General features: G+C 63.4%; 19 protein-coding genes and 2 pseudogenes. 16 read left to right on the top strand and 5 right to left on the bottom strand.

The window, feature by feature from the left end:
- Window positions 1-117: 117 nt before the first annotated feature.
- The 11 genes and pseudogenes from ACP2AD_RS10455 to ACP2AD_RS10405 all read left to right on the top strand — a co-directional run bounded on the left by ACP2AD_RS10455 (window position 118) and on the right by ACP2AD_RS10405 (window position 10,697).
- The gene (locus tag ACP2AD_RS10455; RefSeq protein WP_425229994.1) at window positions 118-540 is read left to right on the top strand and encodes a GFA family protein; all 423 of its coding nucleotides are present in this window, start codon (window positions 118-120) and stop codon (window positions 538-540) included.
- A 4-nt stretch (window positions 541-544) separates the two neighbouring features.
- Entirely contained in the window at window positions 545-2,866 is a 2,322-nt protein-coding gene (locus ACP2AD_RS10450; protein WP_425229993.1) for a CoA transferase, read from the top strand.
- Window positions 2,867-2,899: 33 nt separating this feature from the next.
- Complete coding sequence (locus tag ACP2AD_RS10445; protein WP_425229992.1) at window positions 2,900-4,159, top strand: acetyl-CoA C-acetyltransferase; 1,260 nt, start codon at window positions 2,900-2,902, stop codon at window positions 4,157-4,159.
- A 20-nt stretch (window positions 4,160-4,179) separates the two neighbouring features.
- Entirely contained in the window at window positions 4,180-4,962 is a 783-nt protein-coding gene (locus tag ACP2AD_RS10440; protein ID WP_425229991.1) for an SDR family NAD(P)-dependent oxidoreductase, read from the top strand.
- Window positions 4,962-5,168, top strand: a pseudogene (locus tag ACP2AD_RS10435) (acyl-CoA dehydrogenase family protein); the annotation flags it as partial. The gene ACP2AD_RS10440 and the pseudogene ACP2AD_RS10435, both read left to right, overlap by 1 nt.
- Window positions 5,169-5,250: 82 nt before the next feature.
- Window positions 5,251-6,054, top strand: coding sequence for an acyl-CoA dehydrogenase family protein (locus tag ACP2AD_RS10430; protein WP_425229990.1), 804 nt, complete (start codon window positions 5,251-5,253; stop codon window positions 6,052-6,054).
- Between the two features lie 8 nt (window positions 6,055-6,062).
- Complete coding sequence (locus ACP2AD_RS10425) at window positions 6,063-6,848, top strand: enoyl-CoA hydratase-related protein (protein ID WP_425229989.1); 786 nt, start codon at window positions 6,063-6,065, stop codon at window positions 6,846-6,848.
- Window positions 6,845-7,612: an SDR family NAD(P)-dependent oxidoreductase gene (locus ACP2AD_RS10420; RefSeq protein WP_425229988.1), complete on the top strand. Its 768-nt coding sequence runs from the start codon at window positions 6,845-6,847 to the stop codon at window positions 7,610-7,612. Before ACP2AD_RS10425 ends, ACP2AD_RS10420 begins: the two co-directional genes overlap by 4 nt.
- A 7-nt stretch (window positions 7,613-7,619) precedes the next feature.
- Entirely contained in the window at window positions 7,620-8,498 is an 879-nt protein-coding gene (locus ACP2AD_RS10415) for a crotonase/enoyl-CoA hydratase family protein (protein ID WP_425229987.1), read from the top strand.
- A 10-nt stretch (window positions 8,499-8,508) separates the two neighbouring features.
- The gene (locus tag ACP2AD_RS10410; RefSeq protein ID WP_425229986.1) at window positions 8,509-9,648 is read left to right on the top strand and encodes an acyl-CoA dehydrogenase family protein; all 1,140 of its coding nucleotides are present in this window, start codon (window positions 8,509-8,511) and stop codon (window positions 9,646-9,648) included.
- A complete protein-coding gene (locus ACP2AD_RS10405) occupies window positions 9,597-10,697 on the top strand; it encodes a phosphotransferase (protein ID WP_425229985.1) in 1,101 nt (366 codons plus the stop codon). The genes ACP2AD_RS10410 and ACP2AD_RS10405 overlap by 52 nt, the downstream gene beginning before the upstream one ends.
- A gap of 25 nt (window positions 10,698-10,722) precedes the next feature.
- Here ACP2AD_RS10405 and ACP2AD_RS10400 read toward each other — a convergent pair whose 3' ends face one another.
- Together ACP2AD_RS10400 and ACP2AD_RS10395 are read right to left on the bottom strand one after the other, a co-directional pair.
- Complete coding sequence (locus ACP2AD_RS10400) at window positions 10,723-11,712, bottom strand: NAD(P)H-dependent flavin oxidoreductase (protein ID WP_425231153.1); 990 nt, start codon at window positions 11,710-11,712, stop codon at window positions 10,723-10,725.
- Window positions 11,712-13,829, bottom strand: coding sequence for an enoyl-CoA hydratase-related protein (locus tag ACP2AD_RS10395; RefSeq protein ID WP_425229984.1), 2,118 nt, complete (start codon window positions 13,827-13,829; stop codon window positions 11,712-11,714). The genes ACP2AD_RS10400 and ACP2AD_RS10395 overlap by 1 nt, the downstream gene beginning before the upstream one ends.
- A 379-nt stretch (window positions 13,830-14,208) precedes the next feature.
- Between ACP2AD_RS10395 and ACP2AD_RS10390 the strand changes: the two genes are divergently transcribed.
- From ACP2AD_RS10390 to ACP2AD_RS10370, 5 genes are all read left to right on the top strand, one after another.
- Window positions 14,209-16,692, top strand: coding sequence for a TonB-dependent receptor (locus ACP2AD_RS10390; protein WP_425229983.1), 2,484 nt, complete (start codon window positions 14,209-14,211; stop codon window positions 16,690-16,692).
- A gap of 577 nt (window positions 16,693-17,269) precedes the next feature.
- The gene (locus ACP2AD_RS10385) at window positions 17,270-18,796 is read left to right on the top strand and encodes an acyl-CoA carboxylase subunit beta (protein ID WP_425229982.1); all 1,527 of its coding nucleotides are present in this window, start codon (window positions 17,270-17,272) and stop codon (window positions 18,794-18,796) included.
- A gap of 36 nt (window positions 18,797-18,832) precedes the next feature.
- On the top strand, window positions 18,833-19,252 hold the full coding sequence (gene mce / locus ACP2AD_RS10380) for a methylmalonyl-CoA epimerase (RefSeq protein WP_425229981.1): 420 nt from the start codon (window positions 18,833-18,835) through the stop codon (window positions 19,250-19,252).
- Between the two features lie 25 nt (window positions 19,253-19,277).
- On the top strand, window positions 19,278-21,590 hold the full coding sequence (gene scpA / locus ACP2AD_RS10375; RefSeq protein ID WP_425231152.1) for a methylmalonyl-CoA mutase: 2,313 nt from the start codon (window positions 19,278-19,280) through the stop codon (window positions 21,588-21,590).
- 4 nt (window positions 21,591-21,594) lie between these two features.
- Window positions 21,595-23,607, top strand: a complete 2,013-nt coding sequence (locus tag ACP2AD_RS10370) for a biotin carboxylase N-terminal domain-containing protein (RefSeq protein ID WP_425229980.1) — start codon at window positions 21,595-21,597, stop codon at window positions 23,605-23,607.
- On the opposite strand, the gene ACP2AD_RS10365 is transcribed toward ACP2AD_RS10370, so the two are convergent.
- From ACP2AD_RS10365 to ACP2AD_RS10355, 3 genes and pseudogenes are all read right to left on the bottom strand, one after another.
- Window positions 23,600-25,108, bottom strand: coding sequence for a wax ester/triacylglycerol synthase family O-acyltransferase (locus ACP2AD_RS10365; protein WP_425229979.1), 1,509 nt, complete (start codon window positions 25,106-25,108; stop codon window positions 23,600-23,602). The two genes, ACP2AD_RS10370 and ACP2AD_RS10365, sit on opposite strands and share 8 nt — an antisense overlap.
- 607 nt (window positions 25,109-25,715) lie before the next feature.
- Window positions 25,716-26,645 carry a tyrosine-type recombinase/integrase gene (locus ACP2AD_RS10360; RefSeq protein ID WP_425231151.1) on the bottom strand — a complete coding sequence of 310 codons (930 nt, stop codon included), beginning with the start codon at window positions 26,643-26,645 and terminating at the stop codon, window positions 25,716-25,718.
- A 69-nt stretch (window positions 26,646-26,714) separates the two neighbouring features.
- Window positions 26,715-26,861: pseudogene (locus tag ACP2AD_RS10355) on the bottom strand (Arm DNA-binding domain-containing protein); the annotation flags it as partial.
- Window positions 26,862-26,892 lie beyond the last annotated feature (31 nt).

Here is a 26,892-nt window from a genome sequence, read left to right as displayed (position 1 = left end):
CTACACTCTCCCAGATTGCGGCGCCGCGCCCTGCGGCTTATTTGCGGTTTACAATCTAATACCATTAGATAATGTGACAGGCAAGATAGCGCAGAGGGCGCGCGACGGGAGGCGAGGGTGTCGGAAGGTCCACAATTGACTGGGCGCTGCAATTGCGGCGCCGTCAGCTACACGCTAAGCGCTCCGCCGCTCGCAGTCGCCGCCTGTCACTGTAAGCAGTGCCGTCGGCAGTCTGGTGCGGCCTATTCGGTCAACCTCATTGTTCGCGCCAGCACCATGCAAGTGCAAGGTGACGTCGCTTCATGGGAGGATGCGGACACGGAGAGCGGGGTGCCGCTGTCGCGTGACCATTGCGGAACTTGCGGATCACCTATTCGGTCGGTCCCCGGCAGCTCGCCCAAGATGATTGCGGTGAAGGCCGGCACGCTCGACGATCCATCGCGCTTCGCGCCGGCGATGCATATCTGGGTCGAATCAAAATTGCCTTGGGTTACGATCCCTGACGGGCTGCCTTTGTACCCACGGGGGCCGCAGGTCTAAGTCGGTGAGTTCTCTCGCGCGCATAGACCGACCGCTTGCCGGTATCCGCATTGTCGATGCGGTGATGGGACCGCTTGCGCCCCTGACACGATATCTCGCTGAACTGGGCGCGCGGGTCGACCGCATCGTGCCGGTAGGGGACGATCCGATCGCAGACTTGGCCGCCAATAACGGTAAACGGCGTTACACTACAATCGATGGGCAATTACGCGCGGCCTTGTTGGATCGAGCGCACGCAGTTGTTTTCGACGACGGCGCGCCCGCCGACGTCGCGGAATTACGTGCGCGCGGGCCTGAACTCGTCACCATGCGGGTGAGCGATTTCGGCACGGGTACCGAGCATGATGATTGGCAGGCGACCGACGCCGTGCTGCATGCGCTGTCGGGCGAACTGTCCCGCTCGGGAATACGCGGGCGAGAGCCGCTGTTGCCCCCAGGCCAACTCGCGTATCAGTGCGCAGCGGCACAAGGTGCGTTTGTGCTGGTGACCGCCATTTATCGGGCGTTGCGTACGAGATGTGGCGACCATCTCGATTTTTCAGCGCTGGATGGGGCCGTCCAGGCGCTCGACCCGGGCTATGGCATCAGCGGCAGCGCAACGATGGGCAAGCCCGCGCATTTGTTGTCTCGAGACCGCCCCGTGCGCGGGGTACAGTACCCAATCTTTCCCTGTACCGATGGCTACGTGCGCATCTGCCTGCTCGCCAAGCGGCAATGGCAGGGTATGTTCCGCTGGCTGGGCGAGCCGCCGGCTTTCGCCGGGCCCGAATTCGACAAGATTAGTACGCGCTACAAGTCGACTGCGCTTCAGCAGGCGATCGGCGACTTCTTCAGCAGTCGCTCGCGGTCGGATCTCGAGCGCGAGGGGCAGCGTCACGGCGTACCGATTAGCGCCGTGTTGACCTTCGAAGAATGCCTCGCGACCGGGCATCTAAAGGAGCGTAAGGCGTTCGCTTCGGCTGCTTTAGCGGATGGAAGCGCGATCCTGCTGCCCAACGGGTGCGTGGAGATTGATGGGGTCCGCATGGGGCCCACAGGCGCTGCGACACTGGAAGCTTCGGCAAGCTGGCCCGCTCCGACGGCATCGGACGAGCGCCCCTTCGCCGGGCTGCGTGTGCTCGATCTGGGGGTTATCGTGGTCGGCGCGGAATTAGGGCGGCTGCTCGCCGACGGAGGTGCCGACGTCGTCAAGGTCGAGTCGAGAGATTATCCGGATGGAAATCGTCAGTCTTACCTATCGTATGGACTGTCGGTCAGTTTCGCGGCAGGGCATCGCAACAAGCGCAGCCTCGGCATGAATCTGCGTAATCCGGCCGGTCATGCGCTATTTCTCGAACTCGCGAAAAATGCAGACCTGATCCTGTCCAATTTCAAGCCCGGCACGATGGAGTCGTTGGGTCTGAGTTATGAAGCCGTGGCGGCGGTGAACCCCGCGATCATTATGACTGACAGCTCGGCCTTCGGGTCGTCCGGGGCGTGGAGCGGTCGCATGGGTTACGGGCCGCTGGTTCGGGCGGCGACAGGGCTGACGCTTGCCTGGCGCTATCCCGGCGACGCTGAAGCTTTCTGTGATTCGGTGACGATCTATCCTGATCATGTCGCGGGTCGGGTCGGCGCGATCGCGGCGGTAGCGCTACTGATCCGGCGCTTGCGCACAGGGCGTGGCGGTCACGCCAGCGTCGCCCAGTCTGAAGTTATGCTGGCGCATTTCGCGGAGCAGGTGGCCCGCGCTTCGCGATCCGAGCCAGGGGCCGCGACGCCGGACTGGCCTTGGGCAGTCTATAGATGTGCCGGTGACGATGAATGGTGCGTGGTGACCGTGCGTGACACCGGCGATTGGCTGAAGCTTGCGGGGGTAATCGGGTATACTGACGCTGCCGTCTTGAACACGCCCGACGCGCGGCGTGGTGCGAAGGTCGCGATCGATCAGGTCCTCGCGGGCTGGCTGGCCGAACGACCGAGCGCCGACGTGATGATAGTGCTGCAGGCTGCTGGCGTTCCGGCCGCGCGGATGCTCCGTGTGGCGGACCTACCAGATTTCACCTATTATCGCCAACGCGAGCTCTTCCGTGTCGAGCAGCACCCTTATCTCGAGGAAGACGTTGTCGCCGAGCGCTGGACGGGCAAAGGGGAGGGCGGGCTCGAGGCTCCGCGCAATGCCGCGCCGCTCATGGGCGAACACAGCGCCTCCGTGGTGCGCGACTGGCTGGGTGACGGTCGCGAAATCCAGTCGCTAATCGTCGCGGGCGTGTTGGAGCCGCTCGAACCGCATATTTTAGCGGCGGCCTCGTCTCATGGGCATTCGACGGCCGCTGCTCACGCTTAGCCATCTTTGTTCGAATCGAAACGGAACAGTCTCATGACCGAAGCTTATATCATCGATGCCGTCCGCACGCCGCGCGGGATCGGAAAGGCGGGCAAGGGGGCGCTCGCGCACCTTCATCCCCAGCATCTTGCGGCAACGGTGCTCAAGGCGTTGGCTGAGCGCAACCGCCTCGCTACTGCGGAGGTGGACGACATCATCTGGTCGACGTCGACGCAGCGCGGCAAGCAAGGCGGCGACCTCGGACGCATGGCGGCGCTCGATGCCGGATACGACGTGAAAGCGTCAGGCGTAACGCTGGACCGCTTCTGTGGCGGCGGTATTACCTCAGTCAGTCTCGCCGCCGCACAGATCATGAGCGGTATGGAAGATCTCGTCATCGCCGGTGGCACGGAAATGATGAGCCTGACGGGCCAAATGGCGGCCGAGGACCAGGCCGATGGCAAGCCGCCAGCGCTAATGGGGGCACAGAACGAGCGGCTCGACGCCGCGCATCCGCAGTCGCACCAAGGCGTCTGTGGAGATGCGATCGCCAGCGCGGAGCGCATCACCCGCGCCGAGCTCGATTCGTTCGGGCTGGAAAGCCAACGCAAGGCGGCACAGGCAATTGCCGAGGGTCGGTTTGACAAATCGATTGTGCCAGTAATCGATGACGACGGCAACGCCGTGCTGACGCGCGACGAATACCCACGTCCTGAGACCACCGCCGAAGGGTTGGCTCAGCTCAAGCCCGCGTTCGGCGCGATGGCCGACTGGGCCTATGACGACACCGGTGCGACGTTTCGTCAGCAGATCAATCGGCGATATCCTGATCTAGAGATCAAGCCGGTGCATCATGCGGGCAACTCGTCGGGAGTCGTCGACGGTGCCGCCGCGGTGCTGCTCTCGTCCAGGGAGTATGCCGACGGGCATGGGCTTACGAAGCGCGCCCGGGTCGTTGCGACCGCAAATGTCGGCGACGATCCCACGCTGATGCTGAACGCGCCGGTGCCGGCGGCAAAGAAGGCGCTCGCCAAGGCCGGGTTGACCAAGGACGATATCGATCTCTGGGAAATCAACGAGGCATTCGCGGTCGTTGCCGAAAAGTTCATTCGCGATTTGGAACTCGATCGCAGCAAGGTGAACGTCAATGGCGGCTCGATCGCACTGGGTCATCCGATCGGCGCAACCGGCGCGATGCTGATCGGCACTATCCTCGACGAACTCGAGCGGACCGGCGGGCGCTACGGCCTCGTCACGATGTGCGCGGCCGGTGGCATGGCGCCCGCGATCATCATCGAGCGGATCGACGGCTGAAATTCTTACAAGGGACCGACATGAAGATTGAGGCCGGCATTGCCGCCGTGGTTACCGGCGGCGCATCGGGACTGGGCGAAGCTACCGCACGCGCGCTGGCAGCCAAGGGCGCCAACGTCGCACTGTTCGACCTTAACGAGGAGAAGGGCCAGGCCGTCGCGGCGGACATCGGCGGCGTCTTCTGCACGGTAAACGTCACCGATGATGCCAGTGTCGACGCAGGCTTCGCGAAGGCACGTGCGGCGCACGGGCAAGAGAGGGTGCTGGTCAACTGCGCGGGCACCGGCAACGCGATCAAAACCGCTGGCCGGTCCCGCCATGACGGCAGCATCAAGCATTTCCCGCTCGACGCATTCAACCTGATCGTCCAGATCAACCTCGTCGGCACGTTCCGCTGCATTGCCAAGTCGGCCGCCGGGATGCTCACGCTCGAGCCGCTGGAGGATGGGGAGCGTGGATCAATCGTCAACACCGCGAGCGTAGCGGCCGAGGACGGCCAGATGGGGCAGGCCGCTTACTCGGCATCGAAAGGCGGCGTGGTCGGCATGACCTTGCCGATCGCGAGGGACCTGATGAGCGAAGGGATCCGCGTCAACACGATCCTGCCCGGCATCTTCGACACGCCGCTCCTGCAAGGCGGACCCGAGCATGTGAAGGCGGCGCTTGCCGCCTCGGTACCCTTTCCCAAGCGACTCGGCATACCCGCAGAATACGCCCACCTCGCGCTGACGATGATCGAGAACGGCTATTTCAACGGGGAGGACGTTCGCCTCGATGGCGCGATCCGCATGGCCCCGCGCTGATGGGGGCACGCTATTTCCCTGACCCCGCTCCCTGGGCGGATGACGAGATCACCATGTTCAGCGATTCGGTCGCGCGCTTCGTCGCCGACGTCGCGCCGGCTCCGCGTCTGGCGAAATGGCGTGAGGATGGCATCGTCGCGCGAGAAGCCTGGCGGCAGGCGGCGGACGCCGGCCTGCTCGGCGTCTCGATCGCGAGCGATTATGGTGGTGCGGGCGGCGACTTCCGGCACGAGGCCGTCATCATCCGCGAACTGGGGGTCGCCGGGATCGAGGGATGGGGCAAGGCTGGTGTCCGGCGGAGCCATCGCGGCAATCGCGATGACGGAGCCCGGTGCCGGTTCCGACCTGCAGGGCATCCGGACGACCGCTCGACGGCAGGGCAACGGCTACGTCCTGAACGGACAGAAGACCTTCATCACCAACGGACAGCACGCCGATCTGATCATCGTAGTTGCCCGGACCGATCCGGGAGCAGGCAGCAGGGGCATTTCGTTGGTCGTGGTCGAGACCGATCGTGCGGAGGGTTTTCGCCGCGGCCGCAACCTCGACAAAATCGGCATGGAGATGGGCGACACGTCTGAGCTGTTCTTTGACGAAGTGTTCGTTCCCGCCGACAGTGTCATCGGCGGGACAGAGGGTCGCGGTCTCCACCAGCTGATGGAGCAGCTGCCCAAGGAACGACTGATGATCGCCCTGGAGTCGCTGGCGATGATTGAGGCGGCGATGCGCCACACGATCGACTATGTCGCGCAGCGCAGCGCCTTCGGCGAACGCGTCCTCGACTTTCAGAACACCCAGTTCAAGCTCGCCGAGTGCAAGACGGAGGCTACCATCGCGCGGGTCTTCTGCGACGATTGCGTCGCACGGCTGCTTGCAGGGACGCTCGACGCTGCGACCGCCAGCGTGGCGAAATACTGGGTGTCGGAGGTGGCGCAGCGCATCGTCGATACCTGTCAACAATTCTATGGGGGGTACGGCTACATGAATGAATATCCGATCGCGCAGATGTACAAGGATGTCCGCGTGAAACGGGTTTATGGTGGCACGACCGAGATCATGAAGCTGCTGATCGCACGGACGCTGGAAGCTTGAGAGCGGGAATGACCCATGCCACCCTCACGCTCGAATGGCACGACCGCGTCGCGATCGTTCGTCTGAATGATCCGACGTCGCTCAACGCGCTGACGCTCGAGATGATCGACTCGTTCGCGCATGCGCTCGACGACGTGGAGGATCGCGCGCGGGCGATGGTGCTGACCGGCACGGGCCGCGCATTCTGCTCGGGCGCCAATCTGGTGGGCGGGCTCGGCGAGCCGGTCGAGCCGACGCTGTTCGATGCCGGCGCGGTGCTGGAGGCCCGGATCAATCCGTTGATGGCGCGGCTGCGCGACCTAGCGGTGCCGTGGATCACCGCGGTCAACGGTGCGGCCGCGGGGGCCGGCGCCTCGTTGGCGCTGGCTGGCGACATGATCGTGGCGAGCGAGAGCGCCTTCTTCCTTCAGGCCTTCGCGCGCATCGGGCTGGTGCCGGATGCCGGCTCCACGCACATGCTCGTGCGTACGCTCGGCCGTCCGCGCGCGATGGAGCTGATGCTGCTGGCCGATCGACTACCGGCACAAACCGCGCTGCAATGGGGTCTGATCAACCAGGTCGTCGCGGACGATGCGCTCGAAGCTACGGCCCTCGCATGCGCGATGCGGCTGGCCCAGGGTGCAGGATCGTTGCGCGTCATTCGCAAGCTCGCGTGGCAAGCGGTTGATGCAAGTTGGGACGAGTTGTTGCTAGCCGAGCGCGCGTCCCAGCGCGATGCGGGGCGTACCGGCGACTATGCCGAAGGAGTGGCCGCGTTCCTCGGCAAGCGAGCCCCTGCTTTCAGGGGGACATGATGCAGGGAAATGGAAAGCTCGCCGGTCGCACGATCCTGGTGACCGGGGCGTCATCGGGTATTGGCGCGCGCTTTGGCCGCCTTTGCGCCGCCGAGGGCGCGGCGGTCGTGCTGGGCGCACGCCGCGTCGATCGGCTGGAGGCCCTGCAAGCGAAAATTGTGGCTGCGGGCGGTCGTGCGTTGACGGTGCGGCTGGATGTGGCGGACGAAGGTTCGGTCGTGGCCGCCTACGACGCTGCGGAAGCGAGCCTTGGTACGGTGGACGGCGTCGTCGCCAACGCCGGGGTCACGATCGAAGGTCGAGCGCTCGATATTGATATCGCTGATTTCGATCAGCTGTTCGCGGTAAACGTTCGCGGCGTGTTCCTGACTGCGCGCGAGGGCGCGCGTCGCATGCGCGCTGCATCCATTGGGGAGCGCGGGCGCATCGTGCTGATCTCCTCAATAACTGCTCGAATGCACACCACGGGTACGGTGCCGTACAGCGCTTCCAAGGCGGCGGTGACCCATATGGGCAAGCTGCTGGCCCGAGAGTGGGTGCGGCCAGGGCCGAATGTCAACATCCTGTCGCCGGGCTATATTGCGTCAGAGCTGGCTGCGGAATGGTTCGCGAGCGAGGGTGGCACGCAGCACATCGGTACATGGCCGCGCCGGCGCATGCTCGAGGAGGGCGCGCTCGACACGACGCTGGTTTACCTACTGTCAGACGAGAGCCGCAACGTGACCGGCTCCGACTTCGTGGTCGATGACGGCCAGTCGCTGTAGGATCCCGATGACATACCGATTTGTCCGCTACGAGGTTGCCGACGGCGTCGGGACGATCACCCTGTCGCGTCCCGACAAGCTGAACGCGTTCACCACCGCGATGATGGCGGAACTGCTTGACGTCGTCGACCGGGTCGATGCGGACGACGCGGTGCGCGCGGTGATCGTCACCGGGGAGGGGCGGGCATTTTGTGCAGGAGCGGACCTGTCGAGCGGCGCTACCGGTTTCACCGGCGATGGTAAAACGCCCGGCGCGGACGGCACCCTCAACTATGCGGCCGAGTCGGCGCGAGACGGCGGAGGTCGCGTTACGCTTCGGCTGTTCAATTGCCTCAAGCCCGTCATCGCCGCCATCAACGGCCCGGCCGTGGGGTTCGGTGCGACGATGACGCTGGCCATGGACGTGCGGCTAGCGAGCGAGGCCGCGCGGATCGGCTTCGTGTTCGCGCGGCGCGGGATCGTGCCGGAAGCCGCCTCGTCGTTCTTCCTGCCGCGCATCGTCGGCATCGCCCAAGCGCTGGAATGGTGTTTCGGGGGCAAGGTGTTCGACGCGCAGGAAGCGCTGCGCGGCGGGCTGGTGCGATCGGTGCATGCGCCGGACGACCTGTTGCCGGCTGCGCGCGCGCTGGCGCGCGACTTCGCGGACGGCACCGCGCCCGTGTTGGTGGCGCTGACACGCCAGATGCTGTGGCGCGGTCTAGACATGTCGCATCCAATGGAGGCGCACCGCGTCGATAGCCGCGGCGTCCTGTGGCGCGGGCGCAGCGCCGACGCTGTCGAGGGCGTGGCGTCGTTCCTCGAAAAACGCACTCCCGCCTTTTCCGACCGCGTCAGCGTCGACATGCCCGACTTCTATCCTTGGTGGGAGGAACCACGTTATGAATAGCGGGCGTGACATGGCCGCGCGGGTCGAAGCTTTCGTGCGCGACACCGTCGTCCCGTTCGAGGGCGATCCGCGTCGCACGAGCCACGGACCGAAAGACGAGCTGGTGCAGGAACTACGTGCGCTCGCCCGCGATGCGGGAGTGCTGACGCCTCATGTCCTCGCGGACGGTGAACACCTCAGCCACCGTGACACCGCGCTGGTGCTACGCGCGGCAGGCCTGTCCCCGCTGGGCCCGCTCGCGGTCAATGTGATGGCGCCCGACGAAGGCAATATGTACCTGCTGGGCAAGGCGGCATCCGCTGAGCAGAAGGGCCGCTTCCTCGCGCCGTTGGTGTCTGGCGCGGCGCGGTCGGCCTTTTTCATGACCGAGCCGGCGAGTGAAGGGGGCGCCGGGTCAGACCCCTCAATGATGCAGACGACGGCACGCCGCGACGGAAACCATTGGGTGATCAACGGACGTAAGGCCTTCATCACCGGGGCTGATGGTGCGGCGCTCGGCATCATCATGGCCAAAGCCGAGGACGGGGCATCGCTGTTCCTGGTCGATCTGCCCGATCCCGCCGTCCGCGTCGAGCGCGTGCTCGACACGATTGACTCGGCGATGCCCGGCGGCCACGCGGTGGTTGCGATCAACGAACTGCGCGTACCCGCCGATCAGATGCTCGGCGACCCTGGGGCGGGGTTCCAGCTTGCGCAAATCCGACTCGCGCCCGCACGTCTGACTCACTGCATGCGGTGGCTGGGCGCGTGCACGCGGGCGCACGAGATCGCGACCGATTACGCATGCCGCCGGCACGCGTTTGGCAAGGCGTTGATCGATCATGAGGGCGTTGGCTTCATGCTTGCCGAGAACCTCATCGATCTCAAGCAATCCGAGGTGATGATCGACTGGTGCGCGGACGTGCTCGATAGCGGCGCACTCGGCACAGCAGAGAGTTCGATGGCTAAGGTGGGCGTAAGCGAGGCGTTGATGCGCGTCGCCGACCGCTGCGTCCAGGTGATGGGCGGCACCGGTGTCACCGGCGACACCATCGTCGAGCAGGTGTTCCGTGAGGTACGTGCGTTCAGGATCTACGACGGCCCGACTGAGGTTCACAAATGGAGCTTGGCCAAGAAGATCAAGCGCGAGTGGAAGGCCAAGCAACCGTGAGCACCGGCCCGGCGACTACGCCCGTCCGCGCTGGCTTCGAGCTAGATCGGCGCCGATTGACAGAATGGCTGGCCGCTAACATCGACGGCTTCGCTGGGCCCCTGACAGTGGAACAATTTAGCGGCGGTCAGTCGAATCCCACCTTCCAGCTAAACACTCCTCGCGCGCGCTATGTCCTCCGCCGCAGGCCCCTGGGCCCAATGCTCAAGGGTGCTCATGCCGTGGACCGCGAAGCGCGTGTTATGCAGGCGCTTGAAGCGGCAGGTATTCAGGTTCCTCATGTGCACGCGCTCTGCACCAGTGAGGAGGTGATCGGATCATGGTTCTACATCATGGATTTGGTCGAAGGCCGTATCTTCTGGGACGGGGGCTTGCCCGGCGTTGTCCCGACAGCCCGCAGACAGCTTCAGGATTCCATGGGCTCGACACTAGCAACCATACACGCGCTGGACCCGAAGTCGATCGGCCTCGGAGATTTTGGGCGCTCCGGCGGGTATTTCGAACGACAGGTCACGCGCTGGTCCCGCCAGTATCTTGAAGACGAGGTTGCAGGGCGGACCGCGGATATGGACTTCCTCGTCGAGTGGCTGCCAAACCACCTGCCGCCTGACCAGGGCACGCGAATTGTTCATGGCGACTATCGCTTGGACAACATCATCTTCCACCCCATCGAGCCCCGGGTGTTGGCGGTACTCGATTGGGAGCTATCGACCTTGGGCGATCCAGTGGTAGATTTCGCTTATAACCTGATGATGTACCGGGTGCCGTCTTCCGTGCCCTGGGGACTGGCGGATCGAGACTTGGCGGCTCTTGGGCTCCCCGACGAATTCACGTATCTCAGCGCATATTGTCGGCTGACCGGACGCGCCGAAATTCGAAATTTGGACGTATACGTGGCCTTCAATCTGTTCCGGCTAGCAGCCATCATCCACGGCATCAAAGGACGAATGATCCGTGGCAATGCGGCTTCGGCGGACGCGGCGGTCATGGTGGCGCGGATGGATTTGCTGGCAGCAATTGGTCGCCGTACCGCGGAGAGTTTGGAGTAGAGTACTCTGTTGGCGATTACCCGGCCTACGCCGCTTCTAAGTGGTCCAACGCGCGGTTTAAACGAGTTTGGATCAGCGTCTCGGCCTCGCTAACGATACGGTCGATCAGCTCCTTCACGGTAGGGATATCATGAATAAGGCCCTGCACCATGCCCGCACTCCAGATGCCGTGTTCGGGGTCGCCGTTGATCAACCCTTCTCGTCCACGCACGCCTTTCACGAGGTGCGCAATCGACTCAAAGGGATTTCCCTGACGCTCGATTCGCACAGCTTCAAGAGCGACACTATTCTTCACTACACGAGCGGTGTTGCGATAGCTGCGGAACAGAAGTTCGGTCGCACGTTCATCGTTGTCGATCATCGCTTGCTTGATGCCCTGGTGGATCGGCGCTTCAGCCGTCGCGCAGAAGCGCGTGCCCATGTTGATGCCATCTGCGCCAAGGGCGAGCGCCGCCACCAGGCCGCGACCGTCACCAAAGCCGCCGCTGGCGAGCATCGGTACCGTGACCTTGTCCGCCGCTGCGGGAATGAGGATGAGGCCGGGGATGTCGTCTTCACCGGGGTGCCCCGCACACTCAAATCCATCAATAGAGATCGCATCGACCCCCATGCGCTCCGCTGAGAGAGCATGACGCACAGCGGTGCATTTGTGGATCACCTTGATGCCATGCGCCTTGAAGGCGTCGACATGTTCCTGCGGCCTGTACCCTGCGGTTTCCACGGCCTTGATCCCGGCCTCGATGATCGCCTGACGGTACTCCTCATAAGGCGGCGGCGTAATCGAGGGCAGAATTGTAAGATTCACCCCAAACGGCTTGTCCGTCATTTCGCGGGTTCGAGCGATCTCCCTGGTGAGCGCCTCCGGCGTCGGCTGCGTAAGTGCGGTGAGAAAGCCAAGCGCTCCGGCATTGGCGACGGCGGAGACCAGTTCGGCGGTGCCGACCCACTGCATGCCGCCTTGCGCAATCGGATGATCCACGCCGAACATCTCGGTAAAACGAGTCTTGATCACGATCAGTTTCCCTTCCATTCGGGCTTGCGCTTCTGGGCGAACGCGAGCGGTCCCTCGCGACTGTCGGCGGAGCGAAACAGGGCTTTAAGCGCAGGACAGCCGTCCTGCGTACGATATGCGTCAGCAAGGTTCGCTTCTTCCAGCCCGCGCCGTACGATTTGTTTAGATGCACGCAGCGACATGGGGGACAGCTCAAGCATTGTCGCCGCTAGGCGCTTTGCCGCGACCAGCAGTTCGCTCTTCGGCACGACCTCGTGTACAAAACCAAGCGCTTGTCCTTCGGCAGCACTTACGCGCCGAGCGGTGAGGATCATTCCCATTGCACGCTTCAGGCCAATCTCGCGCGGCAGCCGGTGCAGGCCGCCGGCGAGCGCGGCAAGGCCCACCCGGGGTTCTGGGAGTGCAAACGTCGCGTCCTCGCTGGCTAGGATCAGATCGCAGGCGAGCGCGATCTCGAACCCCCCGCCCATCGCCACGCCGTTGACCGCCGCAATCACGGGTTTGTCGAGGTGGAAACGGGCCGTCAGGCCCGCAAATCCGGTAGTCGGCGTTTCGATCGGCTCGCCGCGCCCCATGCGGCGGGCCGTCTCTCGCAAGTCGTTGCCGGCACTGAAGGCGCGATCACCGGCTCCGGTAAGGATGGCGATCCATTGAGATGGGTCGTTGGCGAACTTATCAAAGACGTCGGCCAGTTCAGCGTTCGCATCCGGGTGCAGCGCGTTCATCGCCTCCGGTCGGTTCATCGTGACGATCGTGATCGGTCCGTCGCGCTCGACCACCACAAAGCGGTATGGCTTTGCGGCCATCGCTTTCATCATGCTCCACACCGGCTTACCAAAGGCATCGACCCTGACATGGCCCGCAACGCCAACGGCACTCCGATCTAGCGACGTCAAAAGGGCGATGCCCTTGATATCGCTCACCGGCACCCGTGCCATTAATCGCTCCCCCGACGAGGTCAGCGCGATCACTACACCCTGGATTGGCTCTCCGTCGCGCGCGTAGGTGACGGTATAAGTTTCGATTGTCGCAGGCCCCTCATAGTTAAGCGCAAGTGGAGGAACAGGTGCTCGAGCAGCGTCCGCAGCGTCCTGCACCGAAGGATCGAGCGTGATTGGGGCGGGCGGAGGGGTTGTGCTCACTATCAGCGATTGATGCTTGTTGACGTAGCCACCTTGGCCGTAGAGTAGGCCGATATCGCCCGGATGCGCGCGCAGCGTCCGAACCATCGCGGCGATGGCGTGGCTCATGTAATTGTTGAGCGGCCCGCCAAAAAAGGTGAGGCCACCGGCAACCGTCGGAACCGCGAAGGTCTCATTCAGCCCTAATGCCTGCATAGCCATGCGCGGCACCACAGGAAAACAGCTGTACAGCTCGAAATGATCGATAAGGCCCACGTCGCCGCCGGCGATCTCGATTGCTCGCTCGAGCACCGCTGTCTGCGCGGTGGAATGATCGTATCGGTCGCGCATTAGGTAATCTTCGGGTTCCGCCGCATGCGCGCCACCCCAGACGTATACTAAACACTCTTCTGGCACTCCGAGCTCGCGCGCGGTTGCCAAGCTAGTCACGATCAATGCCGCGGCTTGGTTCACCGATGGGTTGGCCGTCATCAGCTTGGTGTAAGGCCACGTGACCATGCGGTTGTCTGCGGAAACTGCTTCGATTGTCGCCTGGTCCGGCGCCGATCGAATCCACGCATTTGGGTTTCCGGCCGCAACTGCCGCGTAACTCGCCCAGAGCGCGGCGTCGGCGGCACGCCCCTGCGCCGGAGCCTCCCCCCACGCGGCCTGAGTGGCCATCTCGTAGAACGGGTATATTCGCGCTGGATCTGCCATGCCCAAGTCGATTGCAATCTGGCTCAAGGCTAGGCGACTGGATGGATACCGGACCGCCTCGTCTCGCGAAGCGGCGGGCGTCCATGGCAATTTCGCGTTCTGTTTCCGAGCTTGAGCGCGCGCATGACTGGCTTCTCCACCCACGACGGCCGCAGTGATTCTCGTACCGCCCGCGATCGCGATCGCCGCTTCATGCACGAGACGCACCGGGGTCTCTCCGCCCATGCTCGCGTTGACGCGCTCGGCTGGCGCAATCTTCAGTTCCTCGCACAGCAGCGCCACCGGATCCCGGTATTGCCAACTGACGAGTCCGACGAGGCTAACCTTTGTAAGGTGTCGAAGGATCTCGACGCCAGCATCTGCCTCACAGGCCCGGAGCGCAGAAGCCATAAGCGCGACTGGCTCACGTGCTTCAGTCACGGAACGAGGTCGGTCGCTACGCTCTCCAACTCCGATGATTACCGGTTGGCGTGCCGGATCCATCTCGCTCTCCCCCCACGGCTTTCGAGGCCGGCTCTCGCCTGCTCCCGTTAAACTCTGATGACATATCTAACGACGTTAGAAAAGAGGGCCATGCAGTTATCTATTGACATTAGGTTTGGCAAAATGCAGCTAGGACGCGACGGGCATAGAGCCACGCGTTTTTACTGGGGAGGACTGAATGGCCTGCGTTTCTCGACTCGCGTCGGTGCTGCTTTCCGCGGCGGCATTTGTACCCAGCGTGGCGCTGGCGCAGGTCGCAGCCCCGGGTGAGCAGCCGCGGCAGGATGCGCCTGTGCCCGGTGGCGTCAGCCAACCTGCCGGCGAGGCGGTGGCGAACGACAGTAGTGCTGCCACAAATCCAGACGACGTGATTGTGACGGCCCGACGTCGCGACGAGCGTTTGGTCGATGCTCCCGTTGCGATCACTGCAGTGAGCGGAACCACGCTCAGTCAATATCAGGTCACGCGTGTCTCGGATCTGGCAACTTTGGTTCCCTCTTTGGTTGCTGGCCGAGCTGCATCAGGTTCCTCGGCGAGCATCTTCCTCCGCGGCGTTGGCTCGACAGCGCTAAGCGCGGGCTTCGACCAGTCGGTCTCATTCGTGATTGATGGTATTGCGATGAGCCGCGGTCGTGAGATCAGCCTGCCGCAATTCGACATTCAGAGCGTAGAGGTGCTCAAAGGACCACAGGCCTTGTTCTTCGGCAAGAACACGACCGGGGGATTAATCAGCGTCACGAGCAATAGCCCGACCAATAGCTTCGACGCAGGCATCAAGGCCGGCTACGGCTTCGAGGCGCGAGATCGATATGTCGAAGGCTACATCTCTGGGCCGGTCTCGGACTCTGTGCGGCTGCGCCTAGCAGGTCGGTATGGCAAGAGCGACGGCGCGTTCATCAATACTGCCGCGCCTACTTACACAAATTATATCGGTACGCAGGTTCGGACCAGCACGGGCCCACGGCGCGGCGGCGGAGAAACGTTCGGCGCCCGCGCAACCGCTGATTGGGATGTTTCGCCCAACTTCTCACTGCAATTGAAGGGTGGTGTTTCGAGCGTGAACGATGGGGGCGCGACCGACCTGGTCGAGCGAATCTGCGGTAGCGGACGCACGACACCCCTTGCTGCGAACGGCAGGCCCCCGAGCCCCAACGCCGATTGCGTTGTTAACGGTCGCTCGGACCAGTCGGCGATCCCGCTAGAAGTTGCGCAGGCTAACTATCGCTATGCTCGCGACGGGTTCGAATATGCGGACTTCGACTCTCAATATGCGGTGCTGACGGGAAAGATAACGAGTGACCCTTTTGATGTGACGTCGATCACGGGTTTCACTCACTTCCGGCAGGTCGATCTGAATAATGTCAGTGGCGAAGCTTATCCGGCTACCTTCACCCAGTTCGTCGACTTCAAACAGTTCTCACAGGAAATCCGCTTTCAGACGAAGTTTGGCGGACCCTTTCAAATGCAGTTTGGAGGGTATTACGCCAATGGCAAGTTCGTGCTTAACTCGGATGCCTACATTCTACCGGTGCCGATTGATCCTGTTCTAAACACCTATAGGTCGTTTCAACGTAACAACGGCTTTAGCAACGATGCGATGTCGGTATTCGCCGAAGGGACGCTTAACATCACTCCGCAGTTCGAATTGTCGGGCGGCGCGCGGTACAGCCTCGAATCTCGGGATTCGTATCAATTCTCGTTCGCCTCGCATCCTGCTCTCGCCGCTGCGTTCCCCGGCGGTCTATCGTTGACCGACCGCTATCGCGATACAAACCTCTCGCCGCAGATCACCCTCCGTTACAAGCCGGGGGTCGATACAACGATCTATGCGTCGTACAAACAGGGGTTCAAAGCGGGTGGCTTCAATATTTCCGCCGGGCTGACTGCCGCATCTACGAGGGCGGGTAGTGAGTATCGGCCCGAAACAGCCGAAGGAGCGGAGATCGGCCTGCGTACGCTGCTGGTCAATCGGCGCCTGAGCCTCAACGTCACGGCTTATCGGTACGATTATTCTGACCTTCAGGTCCAGTTCTTCGATCCTGTCACGATCTCGCAGGTGTCGGGTAATGCTGGCAGGTTGCGCACCCAAGGTGTTGAGGCGGATTTCAATTTCCGGGTACCTTCTCTGACCGGCCTAAGTCTCCGCGGCGCGGCGGCCTACAATGACGCCAAATTCCACGATTACATTGGCGCGTGCTACGCTGGCCAGACCGTTGCGCTGGGCTGCAACTTGGTGCCTGCCAACGGCAGATTCAACGCTCAGAACTACGAAGGGCGCACGCCACCGAAGGCGCCGAGGTTCGCGGGTCGGCTTGGCGCCACGTTTGAGACTCCGATCACCGACTCGGGCATCGGCGTGCGACTGACGGGCGATGCTGGCTATACATCGCGCTACAACTTTTCAGACGCTCTACGCCCTGATGCCGTCCAACGAGGGTACACTAAGATCGACGCGTCGCTGGCAGTAACCGGACCTGACGGGCGTTGGTCCTTGTCTCTAATCGGGCGCAATCTCACGAACAAGCTGGTGGTGACTGCCGCCAACGATATTCCATTTGCGGGTGGAACGGGCGCTGGGACGACAACTGGCGTAACAGCCGACATGTCTGCGTTTGTTGACAATCCACGGGAGGTTTTCGTCGAGCTATCTGTAAAGTTTTAGCTCGACTGGTTCACGGTGTTGGTTGGGCCGCCCATAGTTGTGCGGCCCAACTCGTTGTCCGTGCCAAGCTTCGGAAAAGCCTCGCTGGTTCAAAGTCGTCTCTAATTGTATCGAAAAGCTAGCTCACGGCTGGCGAATGCTACTAGAAGGTTTGTAGGGGGCAAATGAGGCCTGCGACAATAATCAGGGATGCCGGAGAACCGCCACTCTGGTATGCAGTTCTACTGAAACCTGGGCTTTTCTCTTCGGTGTTTGGGGTGAGTCCAGTTGGACGCTCGACAGGTTTGGCCCAATCTATTGGCACGCTGTACGCGCTAGGTTCCCCGTTCAACGCGAGGCTACGTAATCGTTCGCAGGGATAAGATGTCGGAATTATCGTTGCGCCTTTGAGCGTGGTCCTTTGCTTGCCGATCATTGCGGCACTGGCCCGCCGGCGTACGATGGCACTGCGGGCCATCTGATGAGTTCGGTGCAAAGTGTCGAGCTAGTTCAATTACCTGCGCAATCCTGCGCGCTGCTTCATGCCTCCATCTGGGGCCACGTCAACGCTTACAAACGGCTCGCATTGGAGCACTCATTGTCCTCGACCATCGCCGAACTGGAACGCCGCCGCGCCGCCGCCCGCCTGGGTGGCGGGCAGGGGCGCATCGACGCGCAGCACGCCAAGGGCAAGCTGACCGCGCGCGAGCGGCTCGACGTGCTGCTCGACGAGGGCTCGTTCGAGGAGCTCGACATGTTCGTCGAGCACGACGCGACCGACTTCGGCATGGCGGACCAGGTTGTGCCGGGCGACGGCGTGGTCACCGGGAGCGGTACGATCAATGGCCGGCTGGTGTTCGTCTTCAGCCAGGACTTCACGGTGTTCGGCGGTTCCTTGTCCGAACGCCACGCGCAGAAGATCTGCAAGATCATGGACATGGCGCTGAAGGTCGGCGCGCCGGTCATCGGCCTCAACGACTCGGGCGGCGCGCGCATCCAGGAAGGCGTGGCGTCGCTGGGCGGCTATGCCGAGGTGTTCCAGCGCAACGTGCTCGCGTCGGGGGTGGTGCCGCAGCTCAGTCTCATCATGGGGCCGTGCGCGGGCGGCGCGGTCTATTCGCCGGCAATGACCGACTTCATCTTCATGGTGAAGGACTCCTCCTACATGTTCGTCACCGGGCCCGATGTGGTCAAGACGGTGACCAACGAGGTGGTGACGCAGGAGGCGCTGGGCGGTGCGGTGACGCACACGACCAAGACGAGCGTCGCCGACGTCGCCTTTGAGAACGACATCGAGGCGCTGCTTGCCGCACGCGACTTCATCGACTTCCTGCCGCTGTCGAACCGGGAAGGCGTGCCCGAGCGGCCGACCAGCGATCCGTGGGACCGGGTGGAGGACTCGCTCGACACGCTGATCCCGGCCAGCGCCAACCAGCCCTACGACATGCACGAGCTGATCCGGAAGGTGGTGGACGAGGGCGACTTCTTCGAGGTCCAGCCAGCCCACGCCGCCAACATCATCTGCGGTTTCGGGCGCGTCGAGGGCCGCACCGTCGGCATCGTCGCCAACCAGCCGTTCGTTCTGGCGGGCGTGCTCGACATCAACTCGTCGAAGAAGGCGGCGCGTTTCGTGCGCTTCTGCGACGCGTTCGAGATCCCGATCGTGACCTTCGTCGACGTCCCCGGCTTCCTGCCCGGCACCGCCCAGGAGCATAACGGCATCATCAAGCACGGCGCCAAGCTGCTGTTCGCCTATGCCGAGGCGACCGTGCCCAAGATCACGGTGATCACCCGCAAGGCCTATGGCGGCGCCTACGACGTGATGGCGTCGAAGCACCTGCGGGGCGACCTCAACTACGCTTGGCCGACCGCCGAGATCGCGGTGATGGGCGCGAAGGGGGCGGTCGAGATCATCTTCCGGGGCAAGACGCCCGAGGAAATCGCGGAGCGCACGGCGGAGTACGAGGCGCGCTTCGCCAACCCGTTCGTGGCGGCGAGCATGGGCTTCATCGATGAGGTCATCCAGCCGCACTCGACCCGCCGCCGCATCGCGCTGGGGTTGCGCAAGTTACGGGGGAAGCGGCTGGAGAACCCGTGGAAGAAGCATGACAACATTCCGCTTTAGCAGCATCGGCGCAGGCCGCGAGATGGGAACCGCGGAATGATCCTCGGCCGCCTCAACCACATCGGCGTCGCGACGCCGTCGAACGAGCGGTTGATCGATTCGTATCGCACGCTACTCCGCGCAAACATCATCGGCGAGCCGTTCGACCTGCCTGCGCAGGGGGTGAAGGTTCGCTTCATCGACGCGCCCAACACGCAGATCGAGCTGATCGAGCCGTACGATGACAGCTCCCCCCTCGCGGGCTTCCTCCGCAGAAACCCCGCTGGCGGGCAGCACCATGTTTGCTTCGAGGTGCCCGACATCCACGCAGTCGTCGCCGACCTCAAGGCGAAGGGCGCGACCGTACTCGGCGAGCCGCGCATCGGGGCGCACGGGACGCCTATCGTCTTTGTTCATTCCAAGGACATGGGCGGCGTGTTGGTCGAACTGATGGAGACGCCGCGTGGCGACGATTGAGGAGTATACGGGCGACGACGTCGGCGTGACCCCGCCGGCCGGGCCCGTTCCGCCCCACGCCGCCGAGCCGACGCTTGCGCATTGGCAGGCGCTCGCGGCGAAGGAGGTCAAGGGCGCCGACCTGACCTGGCACACGCCCGAGGGCATCGACGTCAAGCCGCTCTACACCGCCGCCGATGCGCCCCGCGATCCCGGGCTGCCGGGCTTCGCGCCCTTCACCCGCGGTGTCCGCGCATCGATGTATGCCGGCCGCGCCTGGACGATTCGCCAATACGCCGGCTTCTCGACGGCCGAGGCGAGCAACGCCTTCTATCGCCGCAACCTGGCCGCCGGGCAGAAGGGGCTGAGCGTCGCCTTCGACCTCGCCACCCATCGCGGCTACGATAGCGACCACCCCCGCGTCGTCGGCGACGTCGGCAAGGCGGGCGTCGCGATCGACAGCGTTGAGGACATGAAGATCCTGTTCGACGGCATTCCGCTCGATCAGATGTCGGTCAGCATGACGATGAACGGCGCGGTGATCCCGATCCTCGCCTTCTTCATCGTCGCCGGCGAAGAGCAGGGCGTGCCGCGCGCCAAGCTGGACGGGACGATCCAGAACGACATCCTGAAGGAGTTCATGGTCCGCAACACGTACATCTATCCGCCCGAACCCTCGATGCGGATCGTGTCGGACATCATCGCCTACACCAGCGCCGAAATGCCCAAGTTCAACAGCATCTCGATCAGCGGCTACCATATCCAGGAAGCCGGGGCGACGATCGTCCAGGAACTCGCCTTCACGCTGGGGGACGGCATCGCCTATGTCCGCGCGGCGCAGGCGGCGGGGCAGGACATCGACGCCTTTGCGGGGCGGCTGTCGTTCTTCTTCAACATGGGGATGAACTTCTTCTTCGAGGTCGCGAAGCTGCGCGCCGCGCGGTTGCTCTGGCATCGCGCGATGACGATGCTCGGCGCCAAGAGCGAGCGGTCGAAGATGCTGCGCACGCATTGCCAGACCAGCGGCGTGAGCTTGCAGGAATCCGACCCCTACAACAACGTGATCCGCACGACCATCGAGGCGATGGCGGCGGCATTGGGCGGCACGCAGTCGCTCCACACCAACGCGCTCGACGAGGCGATCGCGCTGCCGACCGACTTCTCCGCCCGCATCGCCCGCAACACGCAGCTTGTGTTGCAGGAGGAGACGGGGATCACGAAGGTCGTCGATCCGCTCGGCGGCAGCTATTATGTCGAGGCGCTGACCGCCGAGCTTGCCGACAAGGCCTGGGCGCTGATTGAGCGCGCCGAGGCTGAGGGCGGCATGGCCAACGCCGTCGCCGCCGGCTGGCCCAAAGCGATGATCGAGCAGGCGTCCGCCGCCAGGCAGGCGCGCGTCGACCGCGGCGAGGACGTGATCGTCGGGGTCAACAAGTACAGGCCCGCGAACGACGACGCGCTCGACATCCTAGACGTCGACAACCACGCGGTGCGCGAGGCGCAGGTCGCGCGGATCGCGCGGGTCAAGGCGAGCCGCGACGAGGCGGGGTGCCAGGCGGCGCTCGAGGCGCTGCGCAAGGGCGCCGCTTACAATCCTTCCCGGGACGGGGAGGTGGCAGCCGCTTCAGCGGCTGGCGGAGGGGGCGTCGCCCCGAGAGACCACCTTTCCGCCGAGCCCCCTCCACCACGCGCCCAAGGGGGCGAGCGGTCCCCCTCCCTGTCCCGGGGAGGATTGGAGCCCAACCTCCTCGCGCTCGCGGTCGATGCGGCACGCGCGCGCGCAACGCTGGGCGAGATCAGCAGCGCGCTGGAGAAGGCTTTCGGCCGCTACGGCACGCAACCGACGCCGGTCAGCGGCGTCTATGGCGGCGCCTATGCCGACGATGCCCGCTGGACCGCGCTGGAGCACGGCGTCGCGGCGACCGAGCGCCGGCTCGGCCGCAAGCCGCGGATGCTCGTCGCCAAGATGGGGCAGGACGGTCATGACCGCGGCGCCAATCTGGTCAGCTCGATGTTCGGCGATCTCGGCTTCGACATCGTGCCGGGCCCCTTGTTCCAGACGCCGCAGGAGGCCGCCGCGATGGCGGTCGAGCGCGATGTCGACGTGGTCGGCGCGTCGAGCCTCGCGGCCGGACACAAGACGCTGATCCCCGAGCTGATCAGTCACCTGCGCGGCGCGGATCGCGCCGATATCAAGGTCGTCGCCGGCGGCGTCATTCCCGCGCAGGATTATCAGGCGCTGCGCGATGCGGGGGTGCAGGCGATCTTCGGCCCCGGCACCAACCTGATCGCGGCCGCCGAGGAGGTGCTGCGCCTGCTCGGCCACAACATGCCGCCGCAGGACGAGGCGGCGGAGTAGCGCCATGTTCAATAAAATCCTGGTCGCCAACCGTGGCGAGATCGCGTGCCGCGTCATGCGCACCGCCAAGCGGATGGGGATCGCGACCGTCGCGGTCTATTCCGATGCCGACGCGCGGAGCCCGCATGTGCTGATGGCGGACGAGAGCGTGCGGCTGGGGCCGGCGCCGGCGGCGGAGAGCTACCTCAAGGCGGAGCTGATCCTGCTCGCCGCCAAGGAGACCGGGGCCGATTGCATCCACCCCGGCTACGGCTTCCTGTCCGAGCGCGAGAGCTTCGCGCGCGCCTGCGCTGACGCGGGCATTGTGTTCGTCGGCCCGCCGCCGAACGCGATCGCGGCGATGGGGGACAAGATCGAGTCGAAGAAGCTCGCCAAGGCGGCGGGCGTCAACGTCGTCCCCGGCTTCCTGGGCGAGATCGCCGACACCGACGAGGCGGTCCGGATCGCGACCGACATCGGCTATCCGGTGATGATGAAGGCGTCGGCCGGCGGCGGCGGCAAGGGGATGCGACTGGCGTACTCCGAACAGGACGTGCGCGAGGGCTTCGAGGCGACCAAGCGCGAGGGGCTCGCCAGCTTCGGCGACGACCGCGTGTTCATCGAGAAGTTCATCGAGAGCCCCCGGCACATCGAGATCCAGGTGCTCGGCGACCAGCACGGCACCGTCCTCTACCTGGGCGAACGCGAATGCTCGATCCAGCGCCGCCACCAGAAGGTGGTCGAGGAAGCCCCGTCGCCCTTCGTCACGCCGGCGATGCGCCAAGCGATGGGCGAGCAGGCGGTCGCGCTCGCCAAGGCGGTCGGCTACTACAGCGCGGGCACCGTCGAGCTGATCGTCTCGGGCGCCGACACCACCGGCACCGGCTTCTACTTTCTCGAGATGAACACCCGGCTCCAGGTCGAGCACCCGGTGACCGAGGCGATCACGGGCTTGGACCTGGTCGAGCAGATGATCCGCGTCGCGGCGGGCGAGAAACTGGCGTTCGGGCAGGGCGACGTGCGGCTCAACGGCTGGGCGATCGAGAACCGGGTCTATGCGGAGGACCCCTATCGCGGCTTCCTGCCGAGTACTGGGCGGCTGGTGCGTTACGCCCCGCCGGCGAGCGAAGCGACGCCTTATGGGGAGGACGGCCGCGACGCCTACACCCGCGTCGACGACGGCGTGCGCGAGGGCGGGGAGGTGTCGATCTTCTACGACCCGATGATCGCCAAGCTGATCACCTGGGCGCCGACCCGCGACAAGGCCGCCGACCGCCAGGTCGCCGCGCTGGACGCGTTCGAGCTGGAGGGGGTCGGCAACAACATCGACTTCCTGTCGGCGCTGATGCAGCACCCGCGCTTCCGCGACGGCGCGCTGGCCACCGGCTTCATTGCCGAAGAGTATCCCGACGGCTTCCACGGCGCGCCGGCCGATGCCGCGCTGATCCGCGTGCTCGCCGCAGTCGCCGCCTTCGCTGCCACGGCGGAGGCCGATCGCGCGCGCCGCACCGAAGGCCAGCTCGGTCGCCGCCTGCCGCCGCCGAGCGAGTGGGTGGTCCGCATCGGTACGCAGGAACATCAGGTCCTGCTCGCGCGCGACACGGTGGTGATCGATGGCAAGGAGCTCGATCTCGCGCTGGAATATACGCCGGGTGACCGCCTGGTGGAGGCCAGCGTCGGGGGCGCGCCGCTCATCGTGAAGCTCGCCCGTACCCGCACGGGGTTCCGCCTCACCACCCGCGGCGCCAGCCATGTCGCGCGCGTCCTGCCCGCGCATGTCGCGCCCTTTGCGCAGCACCTGATCGAGAAGGTCCCCCCCGACCTCAGCCGGTTCCTGCTCGCGCCGATGCCCGGTCTCCTCGTCCGCCTCGACGCCGCCGCGGGCGACAAGGTCGAGGCCGGCCAGCCGCTTGCGGTCGTCGAGGCGATGAAAATGGAGAACATCCTCCGAGCAGGTAAATCCGGCTTAGTCAAGACAGTGGAGGCGAAGGTGGGCGACAGCCTGACAGTGGACCAATTGATCTTGGAACTCAGTTGAGGTTTTCAGGCACGCTCCGGCGCCTCCGTGCACGGGGGGCACTTGCGTTGATTTGCACTCCAGAGTTTTCCGTCTCCTTAGGACGGGCAGAAGCGATCCTCAGTTCGTCAAAACTGTCGACTAAGCACGAACAATAGAACGCAATGTCAGGCATCAGCTCGCGGCAGCTCGTGATTGATATTGTAACCTCAAAGTCCATGCCCGTAATCGTGTGGAAAAGTCCTGAACCCTCTACCAGGGGACCAAAACCGGCGTAGTTAACTACCTTCGCACCCGTAAAGTAATGACCACCGGGCGGGTTGGGGACATTGCTGATTGTGGTGTTGATGGTCGACGTGAAACGATCCATCCGACTTACAAGGCCTACTGCACCGCGTGTAAGCCGCGACCGCACAGGATAGGGTGTCATGGCCATGAGGCTTCCAAAAAAGTCTCCTCCGACTGCCTCTGCCTGTGCTTTGCCCTTGCGAGAGCTATCGGCAACGACCGAAAGCCGAGCGATTGGGTCCTGCACATTGGTGCCGAGTGCAACACGCATCCCCGACACGAAATTGCCACCCGCGGCGGGATCGCCGCCGCCACGCACGCTAATTGGACAAAGCGCCAGTAGAGATTTGTCGGGTAACTCGCCATGACGGCTTAAGTAACGGCGCATCGCGCCGCCAATAAGCGTGACGAGCAAGTCATTCATTTTGGGTTTCCCAAGCGCATTGCGGATAGCTTGGACATCTTCCATTCTGAAGCGAACATAATCCCATACGCGGTGCGAGGTAATCTTATGCTGAAACCGTGTCGCTGGCGCCGTTAGGTCATCAAGGTCCCCAATCGACCTCGCCTCCCCGGCAGCCATTCCTGACACGATATTATGACCCAGTCGAGGCATCGCTGCGACATTGGCGATAAGCTGGCCTATTCCCTCCTGGATCGAACTTACCGTCCAACCAAAAAAATCCGGCTTTCTGTCGGCGACCCATCGATTGTCAGGCGGGACTGGTTGATATTCCGGAGTGTCTTGCATGAATGCCCAAAGGGCTGCTCCCCCGGCCTTTCCATCGAATGTGGCATGATGCATCATGAACAGCATAGCGAACGCATCAGCCGGTATGCCCTCAAGTTCTTCCAGCCCTTCAATTATATACATTTCCCAAAGTGGACGATGCAGATCCATGGGGCGGGAGACCAGCCGTGCGGCCATTATCTTGAGTTGGCGCCAGTCGCGTGGTTTCGGAAGTGCGACGTGACGGACATGAAACTCAAGGTCGAAGTCAGGATCATCGATTAGGCGAGGCTCGTCTAGACCTAGCGGATGATATACTAGCTTCCGACGGAGGTTGGGGGCCAGATGAAGGCGACTTTCCACATACTCCAAGATGTCGCGATGTCGGACAAAGGAGTTCGGTGCGGTTGACGGGTCAAGGATGAAGAGCCCGCCGATGATCATCGGCCCGTTGGGCGTCTCAAGGTCCAGGAAGACGGCGTCGGTCGCTGAGATGCGGCGCATGGAAATCCCCTCTAGTCACTCCCGTCACGAGTCATGCCGGCACGACGCGCTAGGGGCGCACACTGAGAATTCAGGGTGCATCCATTTAGCGCGGTAATCAAGAACATGCGCGATTATCGTGGTTGCCGAGCCACAGACATACCGGTTGCATCAGTATCGATCGTGACTGCGCAACACCTCCCATCGCTCCTCGCGCGTTTTCATTGCTGAGGGGCTGTTGCGAGAGTTGCTGATGAGGGCCGCCGCATCAACATCGGCTCCAATTGGTCGAAGCGTGGATCGATGGTGCCTGAAAGCCGGCGGACCCCTCATGCCGCAGGAGGCAAGTGGACTCAGCGCCCGTGAGCAGTTGCGCCGCAACGGGTTGTTAAGTCCTCGATCGAGTGGGGCGTTTGATAGGGCAAATCGTGTCGGGTATCTTGGGCGACGACGTGGCTATTGGAGCTCGTGAGCACGACCGTCAACTGGGCGAACGCTCACGACGCGACAGTCTTATCAAATGCTTCCGTTGGATAACATCATCACTTCCGAGAAGATGACGTCGAGAGCGAAGGTTCTGGTCTCAACCACGCCGAGCGCATCGCTCAAAGTCTTAATCACACCGAGCCTACTCAGGCTTAGCGCCGATATTGAGGGTCAGAGGGTGCCCGACAATAAGTTCGAGCTCGGCGGACCATAGCTCCAGCGCTTCGCGCTTATCACGCTGATAATCGTAGCGTTGGTAGACACCAGCGATCCCCGACCGAGAGCCGCTGATGTGGTTCAGCACAGCTTCTGTGACCGGCATCGGCACCCCAAGGCGCTGCATGCCAGTGGCAAGCGTACGTCGCAGGTCGTGGAGTATGAAGTGATCAACGGCTTCAACCTTCATAAGTTTGCCCATCTCGCGAAGAAGGCGCGGATGCCCTTTGCTGAAACCGTTCACTGATCCGTCTGGATTACCGGCCACCGGGAACAGCTTAACTGAGCCTTCCATCGATGGGAGGGCGTCAATCAGAGCGCGAGCAACTTTGGAGAGTGGCACAATGTGCGCCTTGCCGTTCTTCGCACGAGCAGCGGGAATAACCCATGTGTCGCCATCAAATTCCGAACGCGACGCATCGAACAGCTCACCGCGGCGCTGTCCGGTCAAAAGCAGGAGCTGGAAGCCAGGGCCGAATGGCCATTCCAGGACGTCGCAGGCGTGCCAAAAGATGCGGATCTCGGCATTGGAGAGAAAACGATCCCGAGCCTTGGGGTGGGGAGGGCGGCCTGCGTCTCGACAAGGATTACCTGGCAATTTCTCCAGCTTAGGCATCGCCCAGGTGAAGAAAGAACTCAGCTGTTGATGAACGCCGAGCCCGGCCCGCGGCGTCGGGCGCTCGGGATCGCGATACGTGATATCCTCCACGAGCAGGGTGACTTCGGAGCGCGTGATAGTGTCCGCTAGTCGGTCCCCGAACCGAGGAAGGATAAACTTCGAACCAATACGCTCAATTTCTGACGCGCTCTTCTTTTTACCGCGGACAGCCCGCTCTATGTATTGCCCCCAGAGCACCGAAAAGGTGAGGCGGCCTACCGCTCCGCCTGTGCTCTTGGCCGGGCGCGGCAACCCCTTTCCGGAGTCGAGGTCGATCAATAGCGAGCGGGCCTTCTTGCGAGCATCGGCGAGGGTGAACGCGTCCGTAAAGCGCCCGAGGGTCACGTTCCTGACCGAGCCCCCGACGCGTTTGCGCAGAATGAACGTTTTACCGCCGGACGCTCCGATGCGAAGACGAAGGCCGCCGACGAGCTATCGAGTACCT

The sequence above is a fragment of the Sphingomonas sp. genome, assembly GCF_965248875.1.
Taxonomy (GTDB): domain Bacteria; phylum Pseudomonadota; class Alphaproteobacteria; order Sphingomonadales; family Sphingomonadaceae; genus Sphingomonas.
Note: the sequence above shows the minus strand (reverse complement) of the source record. Positions and strands in the feature narration are given on the sequence as shown.